Origin of the sequence: Mycobacterium innocens (assembly GCF_900566055.1) — a bacterium.
GTDB lineage: Bacteria > Actinomycetota > Actinomycetes > Mycobacteriales > Mycobacteriaceae > Mycobacterium > Mycobacterium innocens.
Genome location: NZ_UPHQ01000052.1, coordinates 33753 through 59249, shown reverse-complemented (window position 1 = coordinate 59249; position 25497 = coordinate 33753). Strand labels below are relative to the sequence as shown.

Genomic DNA, 25497 nt, shown 5'->3' with positions numbered 1-25497 from the left:
ATACAGTTCGGTCAGGAGGGCATCGAGGTCTGTCTTCATAACTGTCCATCGGTGCCCTCCAACCACATCCTTCACAAGCCGACACGCCGAGAGTGCAACCACTGCGGCGCCGCTCGGCGTGTCGCCGCCGCCAGTACACACTCGGCGCAGCCGATGCACACTCCGCGCGCAGTTGGGAATTACTCATCTAGGCGCTTGACCCGCAATCAGGCGGCGATACCGAGTTCCCGGTTGATCTGCGACCAGTATTGGAAACCGTCCGGAGTAAGCAGAATCCAGTCGTGAATTTGACCGTTGGCCAGCACGAAACTGACCGGGGCCCCTTGGGTTACGGCCGCTTGTTGCAGGACAAACACGTCAGGCGCGAGTATGTCCAGGTTGCCCGAGTAGACATACGTCGGCGGCAGTCCGCCCAGGGAGCCGTTCAACGGACTCACCATGGGGTCGTTCACGTCAAGATTGCCGGCCCACACCTTGCCGATCTGTTGCGCGGGCCCGACAGGAAGCAACGGATCCTGGACCAGCCCGATATTCGGATTGGTCATTCCCACGTCGAGCCACGGAGACACCAAAACCATTGACTCCGGTACGGGGTCGCCGTTAGCCACCAGGTATTGGGTAGCCGCCAGTGCAAGGTTGCCGCCCGCCGAGTCGCCGATCACGCTGACGTTGGACGGCTGGTATTGAGCGATTTGCGCGGAGATGAAACCGGCCATCGTGGGTACAACCGTGCCGGCGGTACCGCCTTCCTGCAGCAACGGGTATATCGGGACTTGAACGGTCGCGCCGGTCTGCTGGGCCATCACCGAGTAATTGATCCAGTGCAAGAACGAGGGCGGAAAGATAAACGCGCCACCGTGAATGGCGACCACGTATTCACCGGTCGGATGAGCCGGCGTGATCTGCACGACGCTCATCCCCTGATACGTGGTGTACTGCACCGTCTCCCCCAGCAGCAAATTCAAGAAAGGTGGCGGGGAGTTACCGAGGAACCACGACAGCGGCGGGATGTCGCTGGAGAACAACGCCAACAGCGGGTTACCGGGCACCGCAAGTTGAGTTTCCAGGCCGGACACAGCGAGCAAGGGCTTTACCGGCCACAGCGCGGCTTCTTCAAGTCTGGTCGCCAGCGACGGGGCGCCGGTGAAGGTCCCCGTCTGCGTTGCCGCGAAGGGCGGATCAGCCGGCGCCCCGAAGACGCCGGTGATGAGGGTGTCGGATACCCGGGTAAATCCAGTGGCCAGTGCCGTGGGGGTCTGCTGAATTTGCTGCTCTACCAAAGCGAAACCGCTTCCGATCGCTCTGGCGAATTCGCCTGGCAGCCCGGGCAGATTTTGTAGCGCTTGTTCCCACGGGGCCAACTGCGCGCCCGTCGCCGCTGCACTGCTGTGATATCCGCTCATCGCGGCGACGTCCTGAGCCCACATCTGCTCGTATGCAGCCTCGGCGGCCGCGATCGCCGGTGCGTTTTGACCGAACAGGTTAGAGATCACCAGCGACACCAACTGGCCACGGTTGGCGGTGATCAGTTCAGGGTGCACGATGCCGGCCAGCGCTGCTTCATAGGCGATGGCCGCCGCCCGGGCTTGGGCTGCTGACCGTTCGGCTTGAGCGGCCGCCCTTCCCAGCCAGTCCACGTACCGGGCTGCCGCGGTCGTCATGGACGCCGACCCCGCGCCTTGCCAGGCCTGAGCCCCCAGGTCCGAAGTGATCGAGCCGAATGCGCTCGCCGCTGAGCTCAATTCACTGCCGATCCCGTCCCAGGCCGCCGCCGCCGCCAGCATCGGCCCCGATCCCGGTCCAGCAAGCAGCAACACCGAATTGACCTCGGGCGGCCACACCGAAAAGCTCACTACCCTGCCCCCTCGATTCCCCCTCGATCAGGCCTATTCAGGAACGTACCTCGTCCACGGCTTAGCGGAAGAGTTTCCGGGGCAGTCGCTGTGGCAGTCGCCGAAATCCACAACCGGACGTGTCGAGCACCACGACGGTGCCCTCGAAGACGTTCGCGCCGCCGAGGCTGATTGCTGATTGCTACCGCCGCAAAGCCGCGGTGGCAACGGCAGCGGATTTCGGCCCGTTCTGCTCGCCTTCGGCAATTGCGGTCAGACGGCCTTGGTGGAGCCGACGTAGGACAGCACCACGTCGGATTCATCGGTAACGCGGGTCATGGTCGCATAAGAGCGGATAAACGACTGGCCGACGCACCCGTCGATCTTGATGTGGAAGTCGCTGATCATAATCCAGGGATTTGGCCCTTTGAACTCTTTGCGGACCACCGGCACGATGACCACGAATCCGGGCTTGAGGCCCACGCTGACCACGTTGTTGTACTGCCCACTGGCCAGCGGTATGACAGTCGGCGGCTGGCCTGGCCCCAGCGGCAGCTGGGCGGCGAGCGAGGGAGAGACTGCGCTGCCATTTGCCATGACGAAGCCGTTGGAGGTGCTCTGGTCGATCCCGCACCCGATCTCGTACCCGACCTCGAGGACGCCTCGGGAGTTTTCCGGCCCGGTTAGCGAAGCGCCAAAGATTCCGCTGGAGAGGTATTCGCGGGAGGACAGCGCGGTGGTCAGCGGCGCCACCGGAACGTGTCTCTCGTCCTTCGCGCCGAGGGCCAGGACCCAGCCGTCAGGAGTGTTCACCCTGGCCGGTGCGCCGGGAGGTACCGACCCGTCGGACGGTGGCACTGCACCGGGAGGGGGTTCGGCGTCGGGTTGGGCACCCGCCGACGGCGCGGTCATTGATACGACGAGGCACACGGCAAGAACCGCGGCACGGCGAACTACCGAGAAAATCGGCATCACAGCCGATACGCTAAGCACCGCCCCAATCCTTCACGGCTTTGCTGGTTGATGAAATCAGAGTTGTTGCGCGTTTGTAGCTGCTTTGCAATTCAGAAGAGGCAGTCTGGCAACGCCTGCGTCGCTCACCACTGGTGGCCGAGCGATTCCCGTTTGCCGGAATGCTCAAGGGTGCTGGGGGAGTAAACTTCAGGCAAAGCCAGAGATTCGTGGAAGATGGCAGAGAGGGCGATCAATGACCCTGCACAGGTTCGCTCGAACAGTGCTGGCCATCCTGATAGCCAGCACCGGAATATGGGTGACGGCTCTGCTAGGCAGCAGCGGCATCGCTTCCGCAGAACCCGACGATGACGTCCCGGCCATAATCGACGATTTTCTCTTCACCCCGATATTCACCCAGGAACCGGAAGCGCGACGTCCGGGCAAAGCAGGAGGCGTCGCACAAGACTGGGGCCGTATCGGAATGATCTGTCAGAACCGAAATGTCAAGTGCCAAAAGAACGGATTTTAGCGCCGAATCTTTTCTGGTCGGCGCCTGAACCAGCAGCCGCGACATGAACCCCGCACGGGCAACCAGGAATCCGCCGGTGAGATTGCTGGCCAGGACGGCGTCGCAGCCTTTCTTGCCGATGGACTCGAGCGGCATCGGGTACTGGCCCCCGGCATTGTTCACCAAGCCGTCGATGACGCCGTGATCCGCCAGCATCGCGGCCATTGCCCAACGACCCAGCTCCGCGTCGCGAACGTCGAACACATAGTGCACTTTGGCGCCGACGCTGGCACCGTCCTGACGAATCTCGGCGGCCGTCCGCTCGAGCTTGTCGACGTTGCGGCCAGTGATGAGGACTTTGGCGCCGAGGCTGGCCAATTCGTGCGCTGTGCATCGGCCGATGCCGGACCCACCGCCGGTGATGACAACGGTGCGACCGTCGAAACGCCCTTTCGGAAGATCGACGCATACCTGGCGCTCCTTCACTGGACCAATTGGCGAAAGCGCCTGTGCTGCCGAAGATATGGGATTGCCCGTGAGCCATCATTCCGAATGTCAAGGCACTTCTGGCCGTAACGGAACGAGACGAGTGGTCACGCCCCGACTGCGGCCACTCTCCTCGCTTCACAGCGAGGTTGTGGTTAGCCTGCCAACTATGCTCACATCGCCTGCTGCGCTGACCGCCGCGGGGCTGGAGTTGCGGGAGCAGGTTCGCGCGTTCCTGGCCGAGACGCTGCCCTGGGGGACATTCCAGCCCGGCCGCGGGATGGGCGCCGGGGTCGATCGGGCGTTCTCGGCCGCGCTGGCCGAGCGTTGCTGGGTCGGTATGGCGGTCCCGGCGCACAACTGGTGACGGCGGTAGCCCATCGGACGCATGGCGCGATCGGTATGACGAAGGAGTATCCGTTGCACTATTTGACCCGCCGACTCTGGGCCTGGCGAGACGAAGGCGGAGGGCATCATCGCTGGGCGGACCGGCTCGGCGCAGCGCTGGTCGCGCGCGGTCCCGACGCCCTCTACCCGGCCGTCCAGTGCGGGTCTGAGGTGGTATCAAAGGTGGTGCCGTGAACCGATTACAGCGCGACGATGGGATCACGCTGGCCTTGCGGGTGCACAATCCGCAGGCGCCGGGTGTGCCGCTGTTGCTCACGCACGGTTTCGGCGCCACCGCGGGCATGTGGGACCCCAACATCGATGCGTTGAGCGTCGACCGGTCGGTGATCGTCTGGGACCAGCGCGGCCACGGCGGCAGCGACGCGCCCGAGGACATGGACCGCTACAGCGAGCAGATCAGCGTCGCCGACATGGCGGCTGTTCTCGACACCGCGGGCGCCGATCGGGCCGTGCTCGGCGGCATGTCCTTGGGCGGCTACCTATCCCTGGCCTTCCACCTCGCCCATCCGCAGCGGGTGGCGGCGCTGGTGCTGGTCGACACGGGGCCCGGCTACCGCAACGACGCGGCCCGCGACAACTGGAACGCATGGGTGGAACGGCGCGCCCAACGACTCGAACGGGGCGAAGCGCTCACCGACATGTCACCGGAACTCGCGCAGGCCGTACACCAGCATCCCGAGGGGCTGCCCCGCTCCGCCCGCGGTGTCATGGCCCAGAAGGACGCTCGGGTGATCACGTCGCTCGACAGCATCACGGTGCCCACGCTCGTCGTCGTCGGCGCCCAGGACACCGACTTCCTGGCCAGCGCCGATTACATGGCCCGCAAAATCCCCAGGGCCCGCAAGGTTGTCATCGACAATGCGGGGCACGCGGCGAACATGGACCAGCCCGGGGCGTTCAACGCCGCGGTGCGCGAATTCCTGGATCGGCTGTGAACACCCCGGATGTCACCGTCGAACGCGGCGGCCACGTGGCCGTCGTGGAGATCCATCGACCTCCGAACAACTACTTCGACACCGCCTTGATCGAGGGCATCGCCGACGCGTACGAGCGGCTGGATGACGACGCCCAATGCCGAGCGATCGTGTTGTGCGCGGAAGGAAAACACTTCTGCGCCGGCGCCGACTTCGCCCGGCCCGCCGGGGATCGTGTGTCGCCCGGCGAGCTCTACGTTCAGGCCGCCCGGCTGTTCCGCACCGGCAAGCCGGTTGTCGCCGCGGTGCACGGCGCCGCGATCGGCGGCGGACTCGGGCTTGCCCTCAGCGCGGACTTCCGGGTGGCCGCACCCTCCTCGAAGTTCGCGGCCAACTTCAGCCGGCTCGGGTTGCATCCCGGCTTCGGCATCACCGCCACGTTGCCGCGCGTGGTCGGCCAGCAGAAAGCGCTCGAGTGGCTGCTCACCGGAGAGCATTACGGAGGTGAAATCGCCCACGCGGCAGGGTTAGTCGACGAATTGGCCGCCGACGGTGAGGTGCGCCCGGCGGCGATTCGGTTCGCCGAGCGCATCGCCGCCTCGGCTCCCTTGGCGCTGATAAGCATCCGTGCCACCATGCGCGCCGGACTCGCCGAGGCTGTCGCCGCGGCGACCGCCCGCGAGCTCGAAGAGCAAACCCGGCTGCAGGCGACCGCCGACTTCCGCGAGGGCGTGGCGGCAGCAGCCCAGCGTCGCGCCCCAACCTTTACCGGTCGCTGAAGTCACACACGGAGCAGCCCGGCTCCGGCTGTCGGGCAGCGTGGGCTCGGCGTCCGTCGGCGCCTGCACCCCCTTAGAGTCGAAGTCAGCCTAATGTGGTCAGGGGAAAGGCACCGGTGGTGTGCCAGCCCGAATAAGGACGAGTGCCAATGAACATCGACGAGCCCGTCACGACGCTGGAGGACCTCCGGGGCGATCTGGCGCATCGGTACAAGCGGATACCAAGCGGCGGAAGCACGGTAGACGCCGCGATCGTCGAGACCGACTTGGCGGCCCTCGACCGCGACGGCTACCTCATCTGGGAGAGCATGCTCAGCGCCGAGCAGTGCCGGCAAATTCGTGAGGTCCTGCGTCCCTGGCTGGGGCACACCGGGCGCGACTCTTTCGAGGGCCGCCGCACGCAACGCATCTACAGCATGCTGAGCAGGACACGCGTATGCGACCGGCTTGTCGATAATCCGCGGGTGCTGGCGCTGCTCGATCGGTTGCTGATGCCCAACTACCTGCTTGGCCCAGCTGGCCCACCATGACGACGGGTTCTACCCGCGTCCACGGGAACCGTTGGCGGCGGCAACGATCTGGGCGATCGACGACTTCACCGCCGACAATGGCGCCACGGTGCTCTTTCCCGGCAGCCACCGGTGGGGTAACCGTCGGCCGGGCGCAGGCGATCACGCGATACCGGTCGTCATGCCCGCCGGTTCGTGCGTCTTCTTCGTCGGCACCCTTTGGCATGGCGGGGGCGCCAACACGACCAGCCGTGGGCGTCTTGCCGTCACCGCCCAATACTGCCAACGGTGGCTGCGGCCGATGGAGGCCTTCACCTTGTCGGTGTCGCGGTCGGTGTCGCGCGAGATCGCCCGAACGGTCTCCGAGGACATTCGTCGCATGCTCGGCTACAGCATCCACCCGCCGCTCGTCGGCGCGGTCGACGGCCTGCACCCGCTACGGCTGTTGGAAAGTGCGCCGGACTTGTAGGTCGTCACGGCCGCGCCGAAACAGCTGTGTGTCGTGCTGACGCGGGCCGGCACCTCATCGGCGGGATTCGCTACCCGGCCCTGCCGGTTTGTAGGCTTTCGGGCATGCCGTTCAACAACGGTGAGGTATTCGCTGGCTACGTGATTCAGCGCCTCCTCGGCACCGGTGGGATGGGTGAGGTTTACCTCGCCCAGCATCCCCGGCTGCCGCGTCACGACGCGCTGAAGGTCTTGTCGTTGGCTGCCACAGCCGACGAGGAGTTTCAGGCGAGATTCAAACGCGAAGCCGAATTGGCGGCGACGCTGTGGCACCCTCATATCGTCGGCGTTCTCGATCGCGGTGAGTTCAACGGCCGGCTCTGGATCTCGATGGAGTATGTCGACGGCACCGACGCGGGTCGGTTGGTCCGGGAACGCTACCCGGACGGCATGCCAGAGCAAGACGTCGTGGAAATCGTGACGGCGGTGGCCGAGGCGCTCGACTTCGGTCATGATCGCCGGCTGCTGCATCGTGACGTCAAACCCGAGAACATCCTCGTGACCGCGCCCGATGGCCACCGGCGTAGGGTGCTGTTAACCGATTTCGGCATCGCCCGCAGAATCGACGACGTCAGCAACCTCACCGACGTCAACGTCGCCATCGGAACCATCAGTTACGTGGCCCCCGAGCAGCTGCTGGGCAAGCCACTGGACGGCCGGGCGGATCAATACGCGCTGGCTGCGACGACGTTTTACCTATTAACCGGCGCCCCCCCTTTTCAAGATTCGAATCGCGCCGTCGTCGTCAGCAACCATCTCAATACGCCGCCACCGCGGATATCAGAGCGCCGGCCCGAACTCGCGCACCTCGACGCCGTCCTGGCAAGGGCGCTGGCCAAAGACCCCAACCAGCGCTACCCGACTTGCACCGAGTTCGCCCTAGCTCTCACCCAGCAGGGCGCCCCGGCGCGCTTGCAAACGTCGGGGCCGGGCCCCGCCGAGGACCTCGGTTCGGGCGGACGTCCGGCCACGCAGCGTCTCGAGCGTCTGGTTGTTCACGGAACGGCGCGCGCCGTAGCGCAAAGCGCGGTCGAAGCCCAATCTCAGTTCGGGATCCTGTCGTTCCAAGTAGTCCCATATGAGCCGCTCGGCAACCGGCGCGCTCCACTTCCCGTCGAGATCCAAACCGACCTCGTCGCAGGTCAGCTCGCGGACGGGGACGAGGTCGAGATCACCGGCCTGTGGGACGGCGAAACCCTCGACGCCGACAAAATCGTCAACTTGTCAGCCGGAGCTCGTCCGAGGCGACGCCGGTCGGAGGTCGGCGCCACACCGCCGCGAGACAAGGCGCCGAAAGGCAGAAAACTCCGGCTCGCCGCGCTCGTCGCCGTCGTCGGTGTCATCGTGTTGACCGCGGCGGCGGTTCTGTACTTCACGCACGGTTTCGGCACCCGGACCCGCCCCGGACCAATCGTCAAGCCGGTGAGCGCAACGGTTTTTTCACCCGACGGCGCCCCCGACAATCCGCAGCAGGCCAACCTGGCCATCGACGGCAACCCGAACACGGCGTGGTCCACCGTTACCTATCGCGACGCGGTCCCGTTCCCGAAATTCATCGAGGGAATGGGGCTGCTGCTGCACCTGGCCCAACCGACCGCGCTGAGCGCCGTGACGATCGACGTGTCCAGCACGGGAACCCAGGTGCAGATCCGCTCGTCACCCGACCAAACCCCGACCAAATTGGCCGACACCACCGCGCTGACCCCGAACACGCCACTGCAGCCGGGACACAACCGCATAACGGTGGATAACCGGACCAAGACCTCCAATGTGCTGGTGTGGATCTCCACCTTGGGCACCACCAATGGCGAGAGCCGGACGGAAATCTCCGAGATCACCCTGCAGGCGGCTGGGTAGGTGCAACTGCTGGTCGTCGGCAGCCACGGCCGCGGCGGATTCGCAGGCATGTTGCTGGGTTCGGTCGGGGCGGCGGTGCTCAACAGGGCCAAGATCCCCCTGATCGTGGCGCTTCAGTCCTGACGGTAGGGCCGTTCACCACCGTGCGATCAGGCCACGATACCGAGTTGCTGGTTGATCTGCGGCCAGTGCAGCAACCCGCCCGGAGTCAGCAGAACCCAGTCGTGAATTCCGCCGGGTTCCAAAACGAAGCTCATCGGGGCCCCTTGGGCTAAGGCTGCTTGCTGGAGGACGGCCGCTTGTTGTGCAAGTGGATCCAGCGAACCGGAGTAGACATACGTCGGCGGAAGACCGCCAAGTGACCCATACAGCGGGCTGACCAGATAGTTGTTCGCAGGAAGATTGCCTGCCCACACCGCGCCGAGTCCCCCAGTCCCCACATCCAGCCACGGAGACAGCAACACCATCGACGAAGGTACCGGTTCGGATTGGCTGACCAGGTATTGGACGGCCCCCAGTGCGAGGTTGCCGCCCGCGGAGTCGCCGACCACGCTGACATTCTGGGCTCCGTGTTGCGCGATCTGCGACGAGATGAAGCCGGCTGTTCGGGGTACGACCGTGGCGGCGGTACCACCTTGCTGGAGCAATGGGTAAATCGGCACTTCGAAGGTCGCGCCGGTCTGGTAGGCCGTCACCGAGTAATTGATCCAGTGGAAGAACGAGGCCGGGAAAATGTACGCGCCACCGTGCAGGGCAACCACGTATTCGCCGGTTGGAGCGGCCGGCGTGATCTGCACGACGCTCATCCCCTGATACGTGGTGTACTGCACCGTTTGCCCCAGCAGCAAATTCAACAGTGGTGGCGGGGAGTTGCCCAGGACCCACGACAGCGGCGGGATGTCGCTGGCAAGCAGCATCAGGAGTGGATTACCTGGCACTGAAGTCAGAGATGCGAGCCCGGAGCTGAATCCGGCGGCAATCGTCGTGGGGATCTGCTGGATTTCCAGCTGAACGCCGAGCACCGCCTGCCCAAAGGTCGCAAGAGGCGCAGCGCCGGCCGCTTCGGCGGTGGCATACGCCCCGGCAGCGCCGGTCAATGCCTGCACGAACCGCTCATGGAAAGCCGCCGCGTGTGCGCTGACAGCTAGATAGTCCCGGCCGTGGGCGGAAAAGAAGGCCGCGATCGCCTCTGACACCTCATCCGCGGCCGCGGCCAATACCTCAGTGGTGGCCGCGGCCATGCCCTGGTTTGCGGTTGCGACCACCGAACCAATCGAAACCACCTCTGTGGCCGCGCCGGACATTAGCTCGGGAGACGCAAGAACATACGACACCGTGCCGCTCCACCCTTCGGGCAACCCGTCGAGTTGCCCAGCCGATACCGATCACCGAGTAGCCGGAGCTTATGCCGAGGCCGGGGAATCACGTAGCGGTTTGCCGGAAACCGGCTTCCAGGTGGACCTCAGGTAAGGAAGACGAGAAGACGAACGCAGCCTCGGGGTGCCGATTGCGTGTTTGAACAATTGCTCGACGATGTGCAACATGGGCGCACCTTCGTCCGCATGACGGCGACCATCGGCTTGCAATCTACTGAAAAAGATGAAGAGATCATCAAGGCCGCAATGCGCAGCGGCGAACGCAAAAGTGACGTCATCCCCCGGGCGCTGCCGCTGCTCGAACGGGAAGTGTGGATCAAGCAGGCTCGCACCGACGCTGAGCGGCTTCGAGACGAGGACGTGTCCACCGAACCGGACGCGTGGTGATTCGGGGAGCGGTCTGCAGGGTCGACTTCGGTGATGCGCAGCGAGGGCACGAGCAACGCGGGCGGCACTACGCCGTGGTCATCAGTCCCGGCTCGATGCCGTGGAGTGCCGTTACCGTAGTACCGACGTCGACAAAGGCACAACCTGCGGTCTTCCGCCCAGAGCCGGAAATCAGGTCGACCAGATCCGGACGATCGACTTCGTCGATGTGCACGGCGGTGAACACGCCGTGGCACGATACCTCGGTCGGTGATGGCTGTCGTTGCCTGCAAATGGGCCGCCGACCCGGCCCATCAAGTGGTGGAGCTGCCGGGAATCGAACCTGTTCTAAAACCCCATGAAATGGCCTTTTAGCTGCGAAAATACAGGGATGTAAGACGAGTAACAAGCACCGAACGGCACGCAGCGACCTGGGAAAACCTAGAAGTAACTTGACAATGCCAAGTGCGGCCCACCGCAAGAAGATCTACAGTTACCCTCATGGCTGAGCCAGGCTCGGCTAACGACGACACGGCCCTCGGTGTGGGCTGTGACGAGACTGTGGTGGTGCCTGAACCGATTGTCGAGTTGGCATGGTCAGCGGATGACCCGAGCCCAGCCCCGGCGCATACATGGCGCGAGACGGAGCGGTGGGCCGCCGGCATAGTACTGGCGAGTTTGGCGGTCGCCAGTGCGGTGATGGTTGCGTGGTCGCGGGTGGCCGCGGGCGACATGGCTCACATGTCGGCTCCGACGGTTACTAGGGTCGGTAACCAAGCTCCGCCAACAGAGGCACCGTACACATTGCCGGCACCGTACACATTGCCGGACTCACCAGGCCTAGCCGAGCATCTGCAGCTACCCACCCCATCAGTGGGCGGTATCGATCGGGACGCGGCCTATATTTCCATGCTGCAGTCTTACGGTCTGACCATCACCGACCCAAGTCTGGTGATAGCCGACGGCAAGCGCATATGCGCTCTTGTCAGGCAGGGACATTCGGGCGCCGAGGTGGCGAGTGCGTATATGGCCAGCAATTCGACGATGCGCCCGATTGATGCGGCGAATGTGGTGTTCGCAGCCGTGAGTGCGTATTGCCCGGAGCTAACGTCGTCGCTAGTGCGCTAATGCCCCTGCCTGAAATATATTCACTACCAACGGTTTTCAGCTCCCACCAATAATTGAGATGCTTTCCTCTCGAGGCACAAAAAATCCCCCGGCTGGTAATCTCCTTGCGTAAGAATGTCATAAAGCGCTTGAGGATGCCATCGAGCGGCGAAACAGGAGCGCAGTATCTGGTACTCATCGCGGGTGAGGAAGCACATTTCGCGGCGCACCGTGCGCGGTAGCCGGATGCCGGCAGCCGGGTTAGCGGTCAGCTCGCCTTCCCGGACCGCGGCGTTGAGGCAGCCCGACAAGAAGCCCATCTTGTTCTGGATCGTCTTGCCGCTGGCGCCACCATCGCGCAGCGTGTTGACCCATGAGCTGATATCGGAACGCCGCAGCGCGGCCAGCGGAACGGCCCCGAGTATGGGTTCGATGTCGCGCGTGAGGTAGCGCTTGTATTCGGTGAGGGTCTTGCGTTCGATGCCCGACAGCGCGTCGAGGTGACGGCCGATCCAGGTTCCCACGGTGAGCGGCGGCTGTGGGTCGCGGGTGCGTGGGGTCGGGTCAATCCCGTGCATAGACAGTGCACGGCGTGCTCCATGGGCCCTGATGAGCGTTGCCAACGCGTCGGCCTGACGCGGATCGTCGAAGGTGATTCCAGTCTGGCGCCCGTCGATCCAGTAAAGAACAGTGTGGGCGGTGGTGCCGTTCTTTCGTGGCCGCTTCCGTATCGATGCCCAGTGTGAACTTGACAAATCACTTGACATGACGGGGAGCTTATCACGATATGGCGTTTGACCTGCGGTTATTCGGTGGAGCTGCCGGGAATCGAACCCGGGTCCTACGGCATTCCCTCAAGGCTTCTCCGTGCGCAGTTCGCTATGTCTCTGCTCGGATCTCCTGGTCACGCGAACTAGCCAGGATGACGATCCCAGTCGCTGTTGGTGTCCCGATGAGCCCCGCGACCGAACTCCTCGGTTGATCCCTCTAGCTGATGCCAGGGTCCGGGTCGAGGGCGGTCCCGGTCTGACAGACTAGCCGTCGCTTAGGCAGCGAGAGCGTAGTCGCGCTGATGTGAATCGGCGCTTATTTGGTTGCAACGACGCTTACGGTGGTCTCTTGCCTGCACCGGCACGCTTCCCTTGATTCGATGCGCGAAGTCGAAACCGTTCAGCCCCATGTCTTCGAGCACCCTTGCCGACTTCCGGCAAGACAATCAATGGTACGCGTCTACCAACAACGGGCAACGAGATTATCTTCCCGATCAGATCACGAAGTTCAGACGCTCGACGATCCGACCCGCGAGATCCTTCTCGCCACCGAGTTCCACGTGCTGGCTGCGAGCTGGGCTCATCGGACGACCGCCGGCGAGCCTGGTGAACTGCAGCCCATCGAGCCGGATGGTCGCGGTCGGCTCTTGTCCGCCGAAGTCGTCGACCAGCTGCGCGCGGCCGTCGACGCTGACCCGGATGGTGCGGGCCAACGGGCCGGTCAGGTCGAACAGCACCCGGGAGCCGTCGGGCGCTTTGGCCAGCTTGCCTACGACGAACCCCATGCTGGAAGACATTTCGTCGAGGGACAGCTCGGCGGTCCGACCGCCCAATTGTTCGTCGGACGACGGCCGCTGCAGCGCCTGGCGGATGTCCTGTTCGTGCATCCAGCAGTCGAAGGTACGGATCCGCATGAAGCGCCCGTAGGTGTCGGGGCCCGCCGGCGTCGTGGTCGCCGCGTTCCAGTCGGCGTCCGCCATGCTCTCCAAGGCCTTGCGGCGTTTGGTGGTCACCTCGCGGAACCGCTTCAGCAAACTAGTGCCCGACTCTCCGCTGAGATGAATCACCCAGCTCTCGTTCATCACTCCGATGGGATTGCGCACATGCTCGAGTGTGGAGACGTCGATATCGGCCTCCGGTGCGCCGATGCCGAGCAGGAATGACTCGGTACCGATGATGTGCGACACGACCGCCTTGACATTCCAGCCGGGCAGCGGGCTCATCGACTGCCAATCCGCCTCGGGCAGTCCGTCCAGTAGCGCATCGAGGGAGTCCCACACGGCGAAAAGCCCGGCCAGGACGTCGGACTTGTCGAGTTGGGTCAGCGGACGATCGGCCATGGCTCGGATAGTAGGCCGGTCACCATCCGAGCGTCACGCCGGCCCGCGCGAGAATCAAACCAATGACAATCAACATTCCCCCAGCCGCGACCGCCCACGCCGACCCGCCGAAAACGGTGACCCCAGCCCCAGCACACGCTGCCGAGGCCGCGTGGATCAAGCGGGCGGCGACAAAGCCACGGTTGCGAAAGATGTACGAAATAACCCCACGAGGTATCGCTCGCAATAGCCAGCCAAGGATGGCGATCAGCACAGCGGTGAACAGCCCGACCAACACTCGCAATCTGGAGGTTGGCTCGCCCTCGTGGTGCGCGGCGCCGACAAAAACGACAAACAATCCGAGGAGCACCGCGACGACAGTCAGACTTTTCAGCATCTTCGTGACAAGGTCGGCGATATTGCGGCGCGCGAGATCTCCTAGCGTCGGGTCATTTCTCGCGGCCCTCAGAAATCCACGCAGCGCGAGTGAGAACTTACCGGCCAGAAGCCGATTGACGGCAATGTTGTGGAGCGCCGTGGCGTTGTCTGGATCCGACGCCAAGGCCTCCTGATACGTTGCGGTGGATTCCGGGATACGACGCAGGTCATGCAGGATGGAACCGCGCAGCACCAACGCATCGACACTCGTGGGATCAAGGCGCAATGCCTCGTCTACTACGAGTAGCGCCGATGTAAGCTGGCGCGAATTTTGCAGCAGCTTCGCGTAAAGCCGCTGCGCCGCAGGTTCGTTGGGATGAGTAAGCACGGTCCGCCAGGCCATCCAAAGGGCATCGTACGAGCGACCCAGGCCTTCGAGTGACAGCGCGTAAAGCCGCATGGCGAACTCGTACTGCGGCGCTGCAGATAACGCGCCGTACGCGCTATGAGAGGCAATGTCGTAGTTTGCCAGCATGTACTCAGCCCGGGCGAGGTGCGCCAGCAGGACCGGATCAGTCGGGTTTTCCGCCAACGCACGGCGCAGGACATCCCGGGCCCGCTCATAATTTCCCGTGTCGACGTAGGCACTGGCGAGGTGGACAGCTTCGGCCACGTGATCAGTGTCCGTGTCTGACGTCACCGAATCTTCCTGCGCCGCAGATACTTTGCCAACTCGTCGTAGGTGCCGTCGCCGTTGGCGAATTCGACGACGTTGCGCGCGGTTTCGAACCAAGGTCCGGCGCTGGGCCTGATCTGCGCCACGGCCGCGTGCACATCGGCCATCATCACCGGACGAACCTGCCCGCTGCGCATCGAATCGGCCATCGCCAATTGCGTGGCGCTGTCGCAAACATGCGCCAGATCGGCACCCGAGAACCCCTCGGTGCGGTTGGCGACCGCGGCGGGATCGATCCCGGCGACCGGCCGATCCTTCAAATGAAACCGGACTATCCCCGCCCTGGCCTCGGCATCAGGCAACCCCACGAAAATCATCCGATCGAAACGCCCGGGCCGCCGCAATGCCGGATCGACGTCCCAGGGCGCATTGGTGGCACCGAGCACATAGACCCCGTCGTTGGCGGACGTAGCGGTGTCGAGTTCTTCCAGCAACGTGTTGACGATGGTGCGGATGCCCGAGCTGCCGCTCAGCGCGGAACGCCGATGCCCCAACGCGTCCACTTCGTCGAAGAACAGCACACAGGGAGCGTTGCGGCGGGCATTGTCGAAGGCCGAACGGATGCTGCGCTCGCTGTCGCCCTGGTAACGATGCAGCACGTCGGCGATTCCCAGCTGGTAGAAGCTGGCGCCCAACTCTCCCGAAACCGCCTTGGCGATATAGGTTTTGCCGCATCCAGGTGGCCCGTATAGGAGCAACCCACCGCGAGCGGACACCTTGTATGCCTTCATCAGATCGGGATTGCGCAGCGGCCCGAGCAACGACAGTTCCAGTTGCTGTTTGACGTCGACCATGCCCGCCACGTCGGACAGCCGCACCTGGCTGCGCTGCAGCACGTCGAAATCCCCCTCGGCCAGGACGTCGGGGGCCGCCTCGACGAAGGCAGGCTCGATGATGTCGGCAACTTCTTTTTCGGCGCTGGACCAGTCGAAGCCGGCTTCGGCAGGAGCCTGCGGCTGAGGCGGGATGGGCTCGGCCAGCGCGGTACTGCACCGCTGCAGCAGGTTCAGCGCGCCGGCGTTGCCGGCGTCCTGACTCAATGCCGCGCTGCAGTGTCCCAACGCCTCGGCATAGCGCCCCTTGTCGGCCAACAAGGTAGCCAAATGCACACGCAGCTCGACGACTTCGGGGCTGCGCTGCACCGCTGCGGACAACTCGCGAATAACAGGGTCTTCAGTCACGGCCATCCCCCGTAAATACCGCAACCCGCCCCTGCGCGCCAGTCAGCGCCGTCAGCCCATGCCCTTGGCGCGGCGGCCCAGCTCCCGGACAACCTCGCGCTGGGCGTCGCGGCGCGCCAGGTCCTGGCGTTTGTCGTGGGCGTGCTTACCGCGGGCCAGCGCGATCTCGACCTTGACCTTGCCGTCGGTGAAATACAGCGACAACGGCACCAGCGCGAAGTTGCCTTCGCGGAGCTTCCCGATCAGCGTGTCGATCTGACGCCGGTGCAACAGCAACTTGCGGTTGCGCCGCGGTTCGTGGTTGGTCCAGCTGCCGTGCTGGTACTCCGGAATGTGCAAGTTGCGCAGCCAGATTTCGCCGTCGTCGATAGTGGCGAACGCGTCGACCAACGACGCATGCCCCTCGCGCAGGCTCTTCACCTCGGTCCCCTGCAGTGCCATGCCGGCCTCGAAGGCCTCGATGATCGAATAGTTGTGCCGGGCCTTGCGATTGGTGGCGATGATCTTTCGGCCGATCTTGGCCTGCTTGCCCGGCGCCTTATTGGCCATCGCTATCGCCGCACGTAGATTCGCAGCGTCGCGTAAGCCGTCAGCCCGGCCATCGCCACACCCAACAGCAACAGCCACGGCGCGATGTACAGGATGTCGGCGTAGTCGACGCGGGCGATCAAATTGGCTTGGTAGAACTGGTTCAGCGCATTCTCCAAGAACATCGCCCGCACCAGGATCAGGCCGCCGATGGCGATGAGGACGCCGACGGTCGCGGCCAACATCGCCTCCACCAGGAACGGCAGCTGGGTGTACCAGCGGCTGGCCCCGACCAATCGCATGATGCCGATCTCGGTGCGCCGCGTATAGGCGGCGACCTGGACCATGTTGGCGATCAACAAGACCGCGCCTATGGCCTGGACAAGCGCCACGGCAAACGCGGCATTGCTGAGCCCGTCGAGCACGGCGAACAGCCGGTCGATCAGATCCTTCTGGTTGAGTACCGACAGCACCCCGGGCTGGCCCTGCATAGCGGTGTCGAAGTCCTTGTGCTGCTCGGGATTTTCCAGTTTGACGATGAATGACGCTGGGAAGGAATCTTTTCCGGCCACGTCCTTGTACTGCGGGAATTTCCGGATGGCGTCGTCATAGGCCTGCTGACGGTTGAGGAAGCGCACCGCCTTGACGTCGGATCGCTTTTCGATCTTCTCGCGCAGCGCTTTACACGGGTCGCTGTCGCAGGCGGGATCGTTGGCGGAGACGTCGTCGGTCAGGAAGACCTGGGTTTCGACGCGGTCGAGGTAGATGGCTCGGGAGTTGTCGGCCAGCCGGACCACCAGCAGTCCGCCGCCGAACAGGGCGATCGAGATCGCGGTCGTCAGGATCATGGCGATCGTCATGGTGACATTGCGACGAAGGCCGGTCAGGACCTCGTTGAGCAGGAAGCCGAAGCGCACTTAGCGATCCATCCCATAGACGCCGCGCTGTTCGTCACGAACCAGCCGGCCCAGCGACAACTCGACGACCCGCTGCCGCATCGAGTCGACAATGTGGTGATCGTGGGTGGCCATCACCACCGTGGTCCCGGTTCGGTTGATCCGCTCCAACAAATCCATGATGTCCTTACTGGTGTCTGGGTCGAGGTTGCCGGTGGGCTCGTCGGCCAGCAGTACCAGCGGCCGGTTCACGAAGGCGCGGGCGATCGCGACCCGCTGTTGTTCGCCGCCCGACAACTCGTCCGGCAGCCGGTTGGCTTTGCCCGACAATCCCACCGTCTCGAGCACCTCGGGCACCACCCGGTTGATCGCGTCGGTGCGTTTGCCGATCACCTCCAGCGCAAATGCGACGTTTTCGTACACGGTCTTTTGCTGCAATAGCCGAAAATCCTGAAAGACGCAGCCGATCACCTGACGCAGTTTCGGGACGTTCCGACCCCGCAGCTTGTTGACATGAAACTTCGACACCCGCACATCTCCGGATGTCGGCGTCTCGGCCGCGAGCAACAACCGTATGAAGGTCGACTTGCCCGAACCCGACGGGCCGATCAGGAAGACGAACTCACCCTTGTCGATCTTGACGTTGACGTCATCCAGCGCCGGACGCGCCGACGATTTGTATTGCTTGGTGACATGGTCCAGGGTGATCATCACGGCACGCCAGTGTAGCGGTGAGTTTCGCTGGGAAGCGAAATTCAACTGGCCGGGGGCGTCGAACTGGGCGGTGGACCCGGTCCTGGTTGCGGTAGCTGCGACGGCGTCGGGGTGCTCGGAGTCGTGCTCGCCGGGCAGAAGGGCGGCGGCAGCAGACACGGCGGCGGCGGCGGGCCAGCCGAGGTCGTCGTGGTGGTGGTCGTCGGTTCCGTCGTCGGCGCCGTGGTGGTGGGCGTCGGCCGCACCCGCGTTGTCACGGGTGGTGCCACTCTCTCCCGCGGCACCCAGGTGTAGTCGGGATCGGGCACAAAGCCCGGCGGCACGACCTGCGCAGGCCTTGGGGGGGCCGGTTCCGGACGGTAGGTGTCATAGGTCCACCACACCGCCAGAAACACGATGATCAACACCACCGTCGAGGTGCGCACCCGGCCGCCGAACAGGTGGCTCGGGGCGCGCCGCGCGCCATCGTCGCCGCGCTTACCAAGCACGTTGAGCGAGAACTTCATCGCTACCGCACCGCACCCTTGACTTCGCCGGACGCGGCGGCTTCGGCGGCTTCGGTAGCTTTGGCAGCCGGCACCGCAGGGTCTTCGACCAGGCCCACCGTGGCGTCGGCCGCGGTCACGATGCCGGAGCGGGCCAGCGCGCGAATGACCAGCACCCGCAATTGCCGACCGGCCTCGAACTGCTTGCCGGGCAGCGTTCGGGCCACCAGGCGCAGTGTCACGGTGTCGACTTCGATGCTTTCCACCCCCATCACGGTGGGTGAATCCAGCAGCAACTCCCCCAGCACCGCGTCGTCGCGCGCGTGCTCGCACTCCTGGTGCAAGACCTCGTTGACCCGGTTCAGGTCGGCGTTGGTCGAGACCGGGATATCCACCACCGCGCGGGCCCAGTCCTTGGAGAGGTTGACAGATTTGACGATCTGACCATTGGGGACGGTGAACACCTCGCCGTCCGCGGAGCGCAGCCTGGTCACCCGCAACGTCACGTTCTCGACGGTGCCGGTCGCATCGGTTGCCGACCCCACGATGGTGAGCTTGACCAGGTCTCCGAAACCGTATTGCCGCTCGACGATGATGAAGAAACCGGCGAGCAGGTCCCTGACCAGCTGCTGGGCGCCGAAGCCCAGCGCCGCCCCCACCACCGTGGCCGGCGCGACCAGGCCGCCCACCGAAAATCGCAGGACGTCGGCGATCTGCATGACCACGACGATGCCGATGAGCACGATCGACACCCACGAGATCACCGACGCCACGGCCTGTCGGTGCTTGGTCGCCTCCGAGCGCACCAGCGCGTCGCTTTCGGCGAAGCCGAGGTCGAGCTGCCGGGTCACCCGTTGGGCCACCCAGCTGACGAAGCGGGCCGCCAGCACCGCAGCGATCAGCAGCATGACGACGCGCAGGCCCCGGGTGATGATCCATTCGCCGATGTGACCGCGCCAGAAATCGTGCCAGCGCCGGGCCACCGAGAGGGCTAGAACTGTGGTGTTAGTTGCTGTCATCTTTTCGGTTGCGCCACCGGATCCCCGCTTCCAGGAACCCGTCGATGTCTCCGTCCAGGACGGCCGCCGGATTGCCTACCTCGTATTCGGTCCGCAGATCCTTGACCATCTGATAGGGGTGCAGTACGTAGGACCGCATTTGGTTACCCCACGAGCTGCCGCCCTCGCCTTTCAGCGCATCAAGCTCAGCTCGTTCTTCTAAACGCTTGCGTTCCAACAACTTTGCCTGAAGAACCCGCATCGCCGCCACCTTGTTCTGCAGCTGCGACTTCTCGTTCTGGCAAGTCACGACAATACCCGTTGGGATGTGGGTTAAACGCACCGCAGAGTCTGTGGTGTTCACCGACTGGCCGCCGGGGCCGCTGGACCGGTAGACGTCGACCCGTACATCGCCCTCCGGGATGTCGATGTGGTCGGTGGTCTCTACCACCGGCAACACCTCGACTTCGGCGAACGACGTCTGGCGCCGGCTCTGGTTGTCGAAGGGGCTGATCCGCACCAGCCGGTGGGTGCCCTGTTCTACCGACAAGGTGCCGTAGGCGAACGGCGCATGCACCGCGAAGGTGGCGCTTTTGATGCCGGCTTCTTCGGCGTAGGAGGTGTCGAAGACCTCGACCGGATACTTGTGTTGCTCGGCCCAGCGGATGTACATCCGCATCAGCATTTCGGCCCAGTCGGCCGCATCCACCCCGCCCGCGCCGGAACGGATTGTGACCAGCGCCTCACGCTCGTCGTATTCGCCCGACAGCAGGGTGCGCACCTCGGTGGCCTCGATGTCGGCGCGCAGCGCCTTGAGCTCGGCGTCGGCCTCGGCCAGGGCTTCGGCGGCGGCTTCCCCCTCTTCCTCGGCAGCGAGCTCGTAGAGCACCGGCAGGTCGTCAAGGCGGCTACGCAGCTGCTCGACCCGGCGCAGCTCCCCCTGGGCGTGCGACAACTCGCTGGTCACGCGCTGCGCGTGAGCCTGGTCGTCCCACAATTTGGGGTCGGACGCCTCGTGCTCGAGCTTGTCGATCTTGGCCCGCAAAGCGTCGACGTCGAGCACCCGCTCCACCGTGGTCAGGGTGGAGTCAAGGGCAGCGATGTCGGCTTGACGGTCGGGTTCCACAGCCGACCACGTTACCGGGAGTTACCGTGGTCAGCGTCTAGCATCATGGGACCAGTGCATCGCGCGACTGCGGCACATCCCATTCCGGGCACGAACAGAAAGCTCGAGCATGCGGCCACACCACCGTCCCTACCACGTCGCCATCGTCGGCTCCGGGCCGTCGGGGTTCTTCGCCGCGGCATCGCTGCTGAAGGCCGCCGACGGCTCCGACCACATCGACGTTGCCGTCGACATGCTGGAGATGTTGCCGACGCCCTGGGGACTTGTTCGCTCCGGTGTCGCCCCTGACCATCCCAAGATCAAGTCGATCAGCAAAACCTTCGAGAAGACGGCCGAAGACCCCCGCTTCCGCTTCTTCGGCAACATAGTGGTGGGCGAACACGTCTCCCCCGCCGAACTCGCCGAGCGCTACGACGCGGTGGTCTATGCCGTCGGGGCACAGTCCGACAAGCCGCTGAACATTCCCGGGGAGGATTTGCCGGGCAGCATCGCCGCCGTCGATTTCGTGGGCTGGTACAACGCACATCCCAACTTCGAACATGCCGCACCGGATCTGTCGGGTGCCCGGGCTGTGGTGGTCGGCAACGGCAACGTCGCAATCGACGTCGCGCGCATCCTGGTCACCGACCCCGAGGTGCTGGCGTGCACCGATATCGCCGATCACGCGCTGGAGTCGCTGCGCCCCTGCGGCGTCCGGGAAGTGGTGCTCGTCGGCCGGCGCGGTCCGCTGCAGGCGGCGTTCACCACGCTGGAGTTGCGGGAACTGGGTGAGCTGGAGGGGGTCGACGTGGTGGTCGACCCGGCCCAGCTGGAGGGCATCAGCGACGAGGACGCGGCGGCGGCCGGCAAGACCGCCAAGCAGAACATCAAGGTGCTGCGCGATTACGCCCGGCGCCCACCGCGTCCCGGCCACCGCAAGATTGTGTTCCGGTTCATGACTTCCCCGATCGAGATCAGAGGCGACGGCAAGGTGGAGCAGATCGTACTCGGCCGCAACGAACTGGTCGCCGACGAGAGCGGGTGGGTTTCGGCCAGGGACACCGGCGAGCGCGAGGAGTTGCCGGTGCAGCTGGTGGTGCGTTCCGTCGGCTACCGCGGAGTGCCGACACCCGGACTGCCTTTCGACGAGAAACGCGGGACCATTCCCAACACCGCTGGCCGGGTGGAAGGCAGCCGCAACGAATATGTGGTGGGGTGGATCAAACGCGGCCCGACCGGTGTGATCGGCACCAACAAGAAGGACTCCCAAGACACCGTCGACACCCTGATCGCCGACTTGGCGGCTACCGAAGCGCTCACGGAATTCCCACCCGACCATGGCGAGCAGCTGGCCGCCTGGCTGGCATCCCGGCAACCTCGGCTGGTCACGACGGCGCAGTGGAAAATCATCGATCACTTCGAACGGGCGGCCGGGGAGCCGCACGGGCGTCCCCGCGTCAAGCTGCCCAACGTCGCCCAGTTGCTGCGGGTGGGGCACGGCTGATCAGGGGTCCACAAGCACACCCGGGTTGAGGATGCCGGCCGGGTCGAGCGCGGACTTCGCCGCGCGCAGGGCCGCCGCGAACGGGTCGGGGCGCTGCCGGTCGTACCACGGACGGTGGTCGCGGCCCACGCCGTGGTGGTGGGTGATGGTGCCGCCGGCCGTGCTGATCGCCTCGGACACGGCGGCTTTGATGTCGTCCCACTGCGCGTCGAGCGAACCCCAGCGTCCGCCCGCGTAGATGCCGTAGTACGGGGCCGGGCCGTCGGGGTAGACATGGGTGAATCGGCAGGTCACCAGGCCGGTACCGCAGACGTGTGCGATCGCGGTCCGGGCGGCATCGGTCACCGCGGCGTGCAGGGTGTCGAATCCGGCCCAGATGCAAGCGGTTTCGAAGGTTTCGGCGATGACGCCGCGGCGGGCCAGGGCGTCTCGCTGATAGGGCATCCGCAGGAACGCCGAGCGCCAGTTGTTGGAGGCATCGTTTTCTGTTGTGCTGGTTGCTGTTTCGCGGGCGCGCCGCGCGGTTACCCGGCCGCCGTGGTCGGCGGCTATCTCCACGGCCCGGTCGAGCCACGCGTCAATCGGGTGGTCCGCCGATTCGAAAGCCAGCACCAGCAGCCCGCCGCCGACGGGGGTGCCGGCATTGAGAAACGCCTCGGCCGGGTCCAGTAGCCGGCAGTTCGCCGGGTAGAGGCCGGATTGTGCGATCGTCCGGGTTGCCGTCACCGCGGCGGTCCAGTTGTCGAAGGCGACCGACGCGGTGAGCTGCCAGCGCGGTCGGTCCTGCAACCGCATCCACGCCTCGGTGATGATGCCGAGGATGCCCTCCGACCCGAGGAACAGCCGGTCCGGGGAAGGTCCGGCGCCGGACCCGGGCAGCCGCCGCGACTCGCTGATTCCGGCCGGGGTGACAACACGCATCGACTCGGTCAAGTCGTCGATGTGGGTGTACAGGGTGGCGAAATGTCCGCCGGAACGGGTGGCCAACCAGCCGCCGAGGCTCGAGAAGCCGAAGGACTGCGGGAAGTGGCGCAGCGTGAGATCGTGTGGGCGAAGCTGGTTTTCGATCATCGGCCCGAGCGCGCCCGCCTGGATGCGCGCGGCCCGGCCGACCCGGTCGATGTCGAGAACTGCGTCCAGCGCGCCGATGTCGACCGTGACCGCCGGCACGTCGAAGCGCGGCTCCACTCCACCGACCACCGAGCTGCCGCCCCCGTACGGGATGACGGCGACGTGCTCGCGCGTACCCCAATCCAGCACGTCGACCACGTCCTGCTCGCCGCGCGGCCGCACGATCAGGTCCGGGACATGGTCGAGGCGGCCCTGCAGGTTGCGCGCGACGTCGCGAAACGCCTTGCCGCGGGCATGCCCGGCGCGATCGAGTGGATCGGTCGAGCACAGCCCGGCCAGCGACGTCGGTGGGGTGATCCGCGGGGGCGCCAACCCGAGCGCCGTCGGATCCGGGGGTTGGTGGTCGGTCAGGTCATGGCCGGGCAGCAGCGCTGCGACGCGCGACACCAGTGCCTGCGTCTCCCGCTCCGACAGCGCATCCTCGACGTCACCCCAACCCCACCACGAACGCATGCTCTGTGGTCAGCGTTTGACGACGACGACGGCTCCGCCCACCACCAGCAGCACCAGCGTCGCAGCGATGGCCCAGCCGGCGCCCGCCAGCCACCAGATGACGGCCAGCAATGCCAGCACCGGTGACAACGCGAACAGCACCATTCCGGGGTGCTGTTTGATCACTGCGAGCGCGCTTGTCGCCCGGACCCGATCGATTTCCTTGCCTGCCATGCGTTCAGCATGCCATGACACCGGCCCGGTCAACCCCCTTCGTCGTCGTCATCGTCTGCGTCGCGGAGGAGTTTTTCCGCGTGGTGGAACGTGTTGGTGCGGGGTTGGCCGTGGTCTAGGTGGGGCGGTGGGATCCATTCGGTGTCTCCCCTGGCGTTCTTGCGGGTGGTCCAGCCGGTGTCGAGGAGTTTGTGGTCGGCTCCGCAGGCCAGGGTGAGTTGGTCGATATCGGTGCGACGGGAGGTGGCCCACTCCCGCACATGATGGACCTCGCAGCGATACCCCGGCACATCGCAGCCCGGCGCTGAGCAGCCACGTTCTTTGGCGTACAAGACAATTCGCTGCCCGGGCGAGGCCAGCCGCTTGCTGTGATACAGCGCCAGCGGTTTCCCGTGGTCGAAGATCGCCAGATAATGACTCGCGTGGCGGGCCAGGCGGATCACATCCGACATGGGCAGCAGGGTGCCGCCGCCGGTGAGTCCTCTTCCGGACGCCGATTCGAGGTCTTTGAGCGTAGTGGACACGATGATGCTGGCCGGTAACCCGTTGTGCTGCACCAACTTTCCGCTGGCCAATAACCCGCGCAACGCGGCGTTGAGGGCGTCGTGATTGCGTTGGCCTTCCGAGCGGGTATCACGCTGGGCGGCCGCTTCGGGAGCCGGGCCGTCGACTACCGGGCTCTCGTCGGCCGGGTTGCACATGCCCGGGGCGCCTAGTTTGGCCAGAACCGCCTCGACGCTGGCGCGGGTTTCCGGCGTCAGCCAGCCACTGAGTCGCGACATCCCATCAAGACCCTGCGTGCCCAGGATCAGGCCGCGCCGCCGCGCCCGGTCGTCATCGGAATAGGTGCCGTCGGGGTTAAGGCAGTCCATCAGCCGCTGCGCGAGTTTAGCCAGTTGGTCGGGCCGGTACTGGGCGGCCAACCGGGCCAGATGCGCTTCGGCCTTCTCCCGCGTCTCGATGTCCACATCGACAGGCAGGTGGCGGAAAAAGTCGCGGATCACCCGAACATGCCCCTCGCCGATATGCCCGGCGCGCTGTGCGCCAGCGGTGGCGGTCAGCTGCGGCGCCAACGGCTCGCCGGTCAAGGCCAGACGCTGCCCCAACTCGGCGGCCTCGCCCACCCGCCGGCCGGCCTCAGCGCGGGTGATCCGCAGCCGGCTGGCCAACGCGGCCGGCAGCCTACCGCCCAATTCCTCCTCGGTGGACTGCTCGGCAATCTGATTGATCAGCGAGTGTTCGATGCTGGGCAGCTGACGCCGCGTCATCTCACAGTGCTCCAGCAACGCCAGCCGTTCGGGAGTGGTCAACGCGTCGAAGGAGAGCTCAAGCAGCCGTGCCATTGTCGCCTTAAGCGCATCGAAGGCCGCGACGACCTCTTCTCGACTAGTCGAAAGCATGTTCGACTGCTATCGTGGGCCACCGCCATTGATGGTGATGAACCGATGGGGCCCTCCCGCTGCCGGTGCTGACCCTCGCACTG

General features: G+C 65.0%; 23 protein-coding genes, 1 other RNA gene and 4 pseudogenes. 9 read left to right on the top strand and 19 right to left on the bottom strand.

Annotated features, from left to right (window positions below; translation table 11 throughout):
• Window positions 1–206: 206 nt before the first annotated feature.
• The 3 genes from lipY (EET03_RS06640) to EET03_RS30740 form a co-directional block, all read right to left on the bottom strand.
• Window positions 207–1841, bottom strand: a complete 1635-nt coding sequence (lipY, locus tag EET03_RS06640) for a triacylglycerol lipase LipY (protein WP_075543400.1) — start codon at window positions 1839–1841, stop codon at window positions 207–209.
• 264 nt (window positions 1842–2105) lie between these two features.
• Window positions 2106–2804, bottom strand: coding sequence for an MspA family porin (locus tag EET03_RS06635; RefSeq protein ID WP_075543329.1), 699 nt, complete (start codon window positions 2802–2804; stop codon window positions 2106–2108).
• A 310-nt stretch (window positions 2805–3114) separates the two neighbouring features.
• Window positions 3115–3780, bottom strand: coding sequence for an SDR family NAD(P)-dependent oxidoreductase (locus EET03_RS30740; protein WP_075543330.1), 666 nt, complete (start codon window positions 3778–3780; stop codon window positions 3115–3117).
• 169 nt (window positions 3781–3949) lie between these two features.
• Here EET03_RS30740 and EET03_RS06620 point away from each other — a divergent pair, with 169 nt between their 5' ends.
• From EET03_RS06620 to EET03_RS06590, 6 genes and pseudogenes are all read left to right on the top strand, one after another.
• On the top strand, window positions 3950–4147 hold the full coding sequence (locus tag EET03_RS06620; protein ID WP_075543331.1) for a hypothetical protein: 198 nt from the start codon (window positions 3950–3952) through the stop codon (window positions 4145–4147).
• Window positions 4148–4358: 211 nt separating this feature from the next.
• Complete coding sequence (locus tag EET03_RS06610) at window positions 4359–5123, top strand: alpha/beta fold hydrolase (protein ID WP_075543333.1); 765 nt, start codon at window positions 4359–4361, stop codon at window positions 5121–5123.
• Window positions 5120–5881, top strand: a complete 762-nt coding sequence (locus EET03_RS06605; RefSeq protein ID WP_099194027.1) for an enoyl-CoA hydratase/isomerase family protein — start codon at window positions 5120–5122, stop codon at window positions 5879–5881. Before EET03_RS06610 ends, EET03_RS06605 begins: the two co-directional genes overlap by 4 nt.
• 149 nt (window positions 5882–6030) lie before the next feature.
• Window positions 6031–6859 (top strand): annotated as a pseudogene (locus EET03_RS06600) (phytanoyl-CoA dioxygenase family protein).
• 104 nt (window positions 6860–6963) lie between these two features.
• On the top strand, window positions 6964–8754 hold the full coding sequence (locus tag EET03_RS06595; RefSeq protein ID WP_075543335.1) for a serine/threonine-protein kinase: 1791 nt from the start codon (window positions 6964–6966) through the stop codon (window positions 8752–8754).
• 3 nt (window positions 8755–8757) lie between these two features.
• A pseudogene (locus tag EET03_RS06590) lies at window positions 8758–8877 on the top strand (universal stress protein); the annotation flags it as partial.
• Window positions 8878–8903: 26 nt separating this feature from the next.
• On the opposite strand, the gene lipY (EET03_RS06585) reads toward EET03_RS06590, so the two are convergent.
• Together lipY (EET03_RS06585) and EET03_RS06580 are read right to left on the bottom strand one after the other, a co-directional pair.
• On the bottom strand, window positions 8904–10088 hold the full coding sequence (gene lipY / locus EET03_RS06585; protein ID WP_082274718.1) for a triacylglycerol lipase LipY: 1185 nt from the start codon (window positions 10086–10088) through the stop codon (window positions 8904–8906).
• A gap of 164 nt (window positions 10089–10252) precedes the next feature.
• Window positions 10253–10567: pseudogene (locus EET03_RS06580) on the bottom strand (hypothetical protein); the annotation flags it as partial.
• Between EET03_RS06580 and EET03_RS06575 the strand changes: the two are divergent.
• Together EET03_RS06575 and EET03_RS30100 are read left to right on the top strand one after the other, a co-directional pair.
• Window positions 10511–10770, top strand: a pseudogene (locus EET03_RS06575) (type II toxin-antitoxin system PemK/MazF family toxin). The pseudogenes EET03_RS06580 and EET03_RS06575 sit on opposite strands and share 57 nt — an antisense overlap.
• Before the next feature lie 599 nt (window positions 10771–11369).
• Window positions 11370–11624: a DUF732 domain-containing protein gene (locus tag EET03_RS30100; RefSeq protein ID WP_167470596.1), complete on the top strand. Its 255-nt coding sequence runs from the start codon at window positions 11370–11372 to the stop codon at window positions 11622–11624.
• Window positions 11625–11647: 23 nt separating this feature from the next.
• Here the strand turns inward: EET03_RS30100 and EET03_RS06565 are convergent, their stop codons facing one another.
• The 11 genes from EET03_RS06565 to prfB all read right to left on the bottom strand — a co-directional run bounded on the left by EET03_RS06565 (window position 11648) and on the right by prfB (window position 20734).
• Window positions 11648–12370, bottom strand: a complete 723-nt coding sequence (locus EET03_RS06565) for a site-specific integrase (protein ID WP_099194026.1) — start codon at window positions 12368–12370, stop codon at window positions 11648–11650.
• A 43-nt stretch (window positions 12371–12413) separates the two neighbouring features.
• Window positions 12414–12781: a transfer-messenger RNA gene (ssrA, locus tag EET03_RS06560) on the bottom strand.
• Window positions 12782–12867: 86 nt separating this feature from the next.
• Entirely contained in the window at window positions 12868–13713 is an 846-nt protein-coding gene (locus tag EET03_RS06555; protein ID WP_063470757.1) for a maleylpyruvate isomerase family mycothiol-dependent enzyme, read from the bottom strand.
• A gap of 19 nt (window positions 13714–13732) precedes the next feature.
• Window positions 13733–14743, bottom strand: coding sequence for a tetratricopeptide repeat protein (locus EET03_RS06550; RefSeq protein WP_063470766.1), 1011 nt, complete (start codon window positions 14741–14743; stop codon window positions 13733–13735).
• A gap of 23 nt (window positions 14744–14766) precedes the next feature.
• A complete protein-coding gene (locus EET03_RS06545) occupies window positions 14767–15987 on the bottom strand; it encodes an ATP-binding protein (RefSeq protein ID WP_167470595.1) in 1221 nt (406 codons plus the stop codon).
• Between the two features lie 51 nt (window positions 15988–16038).
• Complete coding sequence (gene smpB / locus EET03_RS06540; RefSeq protein WP_075543340.1) at window positions 16039–16536, bottom strand: SsrA-binding protein SmpB; 498 nt, start codon at window positions 16534–16536, stop codon at window positions 16039–16041.
• 2 nt (window positions 16537–16538) lie between these two features.
• On the bottom strand, window positions 16539–17432 hold the full coding sequence (ftsX, locus tag EET03_RS06535) for a permease-like cell division protein FtsX (protein ID WP_063470754.1): 894 nt from the start codon (window positions 17430–17432) through the stop codon (window positions 16539–16541).
• The gene (gene ftsE, locus EET03_RS06530) at window positions 17433–18122 is read right to left on the bottom strand and encodes a cell division ATP-binding protein FtsE (protein ID WP_075543402.1); all 690 of its coding nucleotides are present in this window, start codon (window positions 18120–18122) and stop codon (window positions 17433–17435) included. It abuts the gene before it with no gap.
• 44 nt (window positions 18123–18166) lie between these two features.
• On the bottom strand, window positions 18167–18631 hold the full coding sequence (locus tag EET03_RS30095) for an Rv3103c family proline-rich protein (RefSeq protein ID WP_081254898.1): 465 nt from the start codon (window positions 18629–18631) through the stop codon (window positions 18167–18169).
• Between the two features lie 2 nt (window positions 18632–18633).
• Window positions 18634–19629 carry a mechanosensitive ion channel family protein gene (locus EET03_RS06520; RefSeq protein ID WP_099194025.1) on the bottom strand — a complete coding sequence of 332 codons (996 nt, stop codon included), beginning with the start codon at window positions 19627–19629 and terminating at the stop codon, window positions 18634–18636.
• Window positions 19616–20734 carry a peptide chain release factor 2 gene (prfB, locus tag EET03_RS06515; protein WP_075543342.1) on the bottom strand — a complete coding sequence of 373 codons (1119 nt, stop codon included), beginning with the start codon at window positions 20732–20734 and terminating at the stop codon, window positions 19616–19618. Before prfB ends, EET03_RS06520 begins: the two co-directional genes overlap by 14 nt.
• 109 nt (window positions 20735–20843) lie before the next feature.
• On the opposite strand from prfB, the gene EET03_RS06510 reads away from it, so the two are divergent.
• Window positions 20844–22217, top strand: coding sequence for an FAD-dependent oxidoreductase (locus tag EET03_RS06510; protein ID WP_075543343.1), 1374 nt, complete (start codon window positions 20844–20846; stop codon window positions 22215–22217).
• Here the strand turns inward: EET03_RS06510 and EET03_RS06505 are convergent, their stop codons facing one another.
• The 3 genes from EET03_RS06505 to EET03_RS06495 are packed head-to-tail and all read right to left on the bottom strand — an operon-like array spanning window position 22218 to window position 25414.
• On the bottom strand, window positions 22218–23801 hold the full coding sequence (locus EET03_RS06505) for an FAD-binding oxidoreductase (RefSeq protein ID WP_075543344.1): 1584 nt from the start codon (window positions 23799–23801) through the stop codon (window positions 22218–22220).
• 9 nt (window positions 23802–23810) lie between these two features.
• Window positions 23811–24014, bottom strand: a complete 204-nt coding sequence (locus EET03_RS30735) for a hypothetical protein (protein WP_075543345.1) — start codon at window positions 24012–24014, stop codon at window positions 23811–23813.
• Window positions 24015–24043: 29 nt separating this feature from the next.
• Window positions 24044–25414 carry an HNH endonuclease signature motif containing protein gene (locus tag EET03_RS06495; RefSeq protein ID WP_075543346.1) on the bottom strand — a complete coding sequence of 457 codons (1371 nt, stop codon included), beginning with the start codon at window positions 25412–25414 and terminating at the stop codon, window positions 24044–24046.
• Between the last annotated feature and the right edge of the window lie 83 nt (window positions 25415–25497).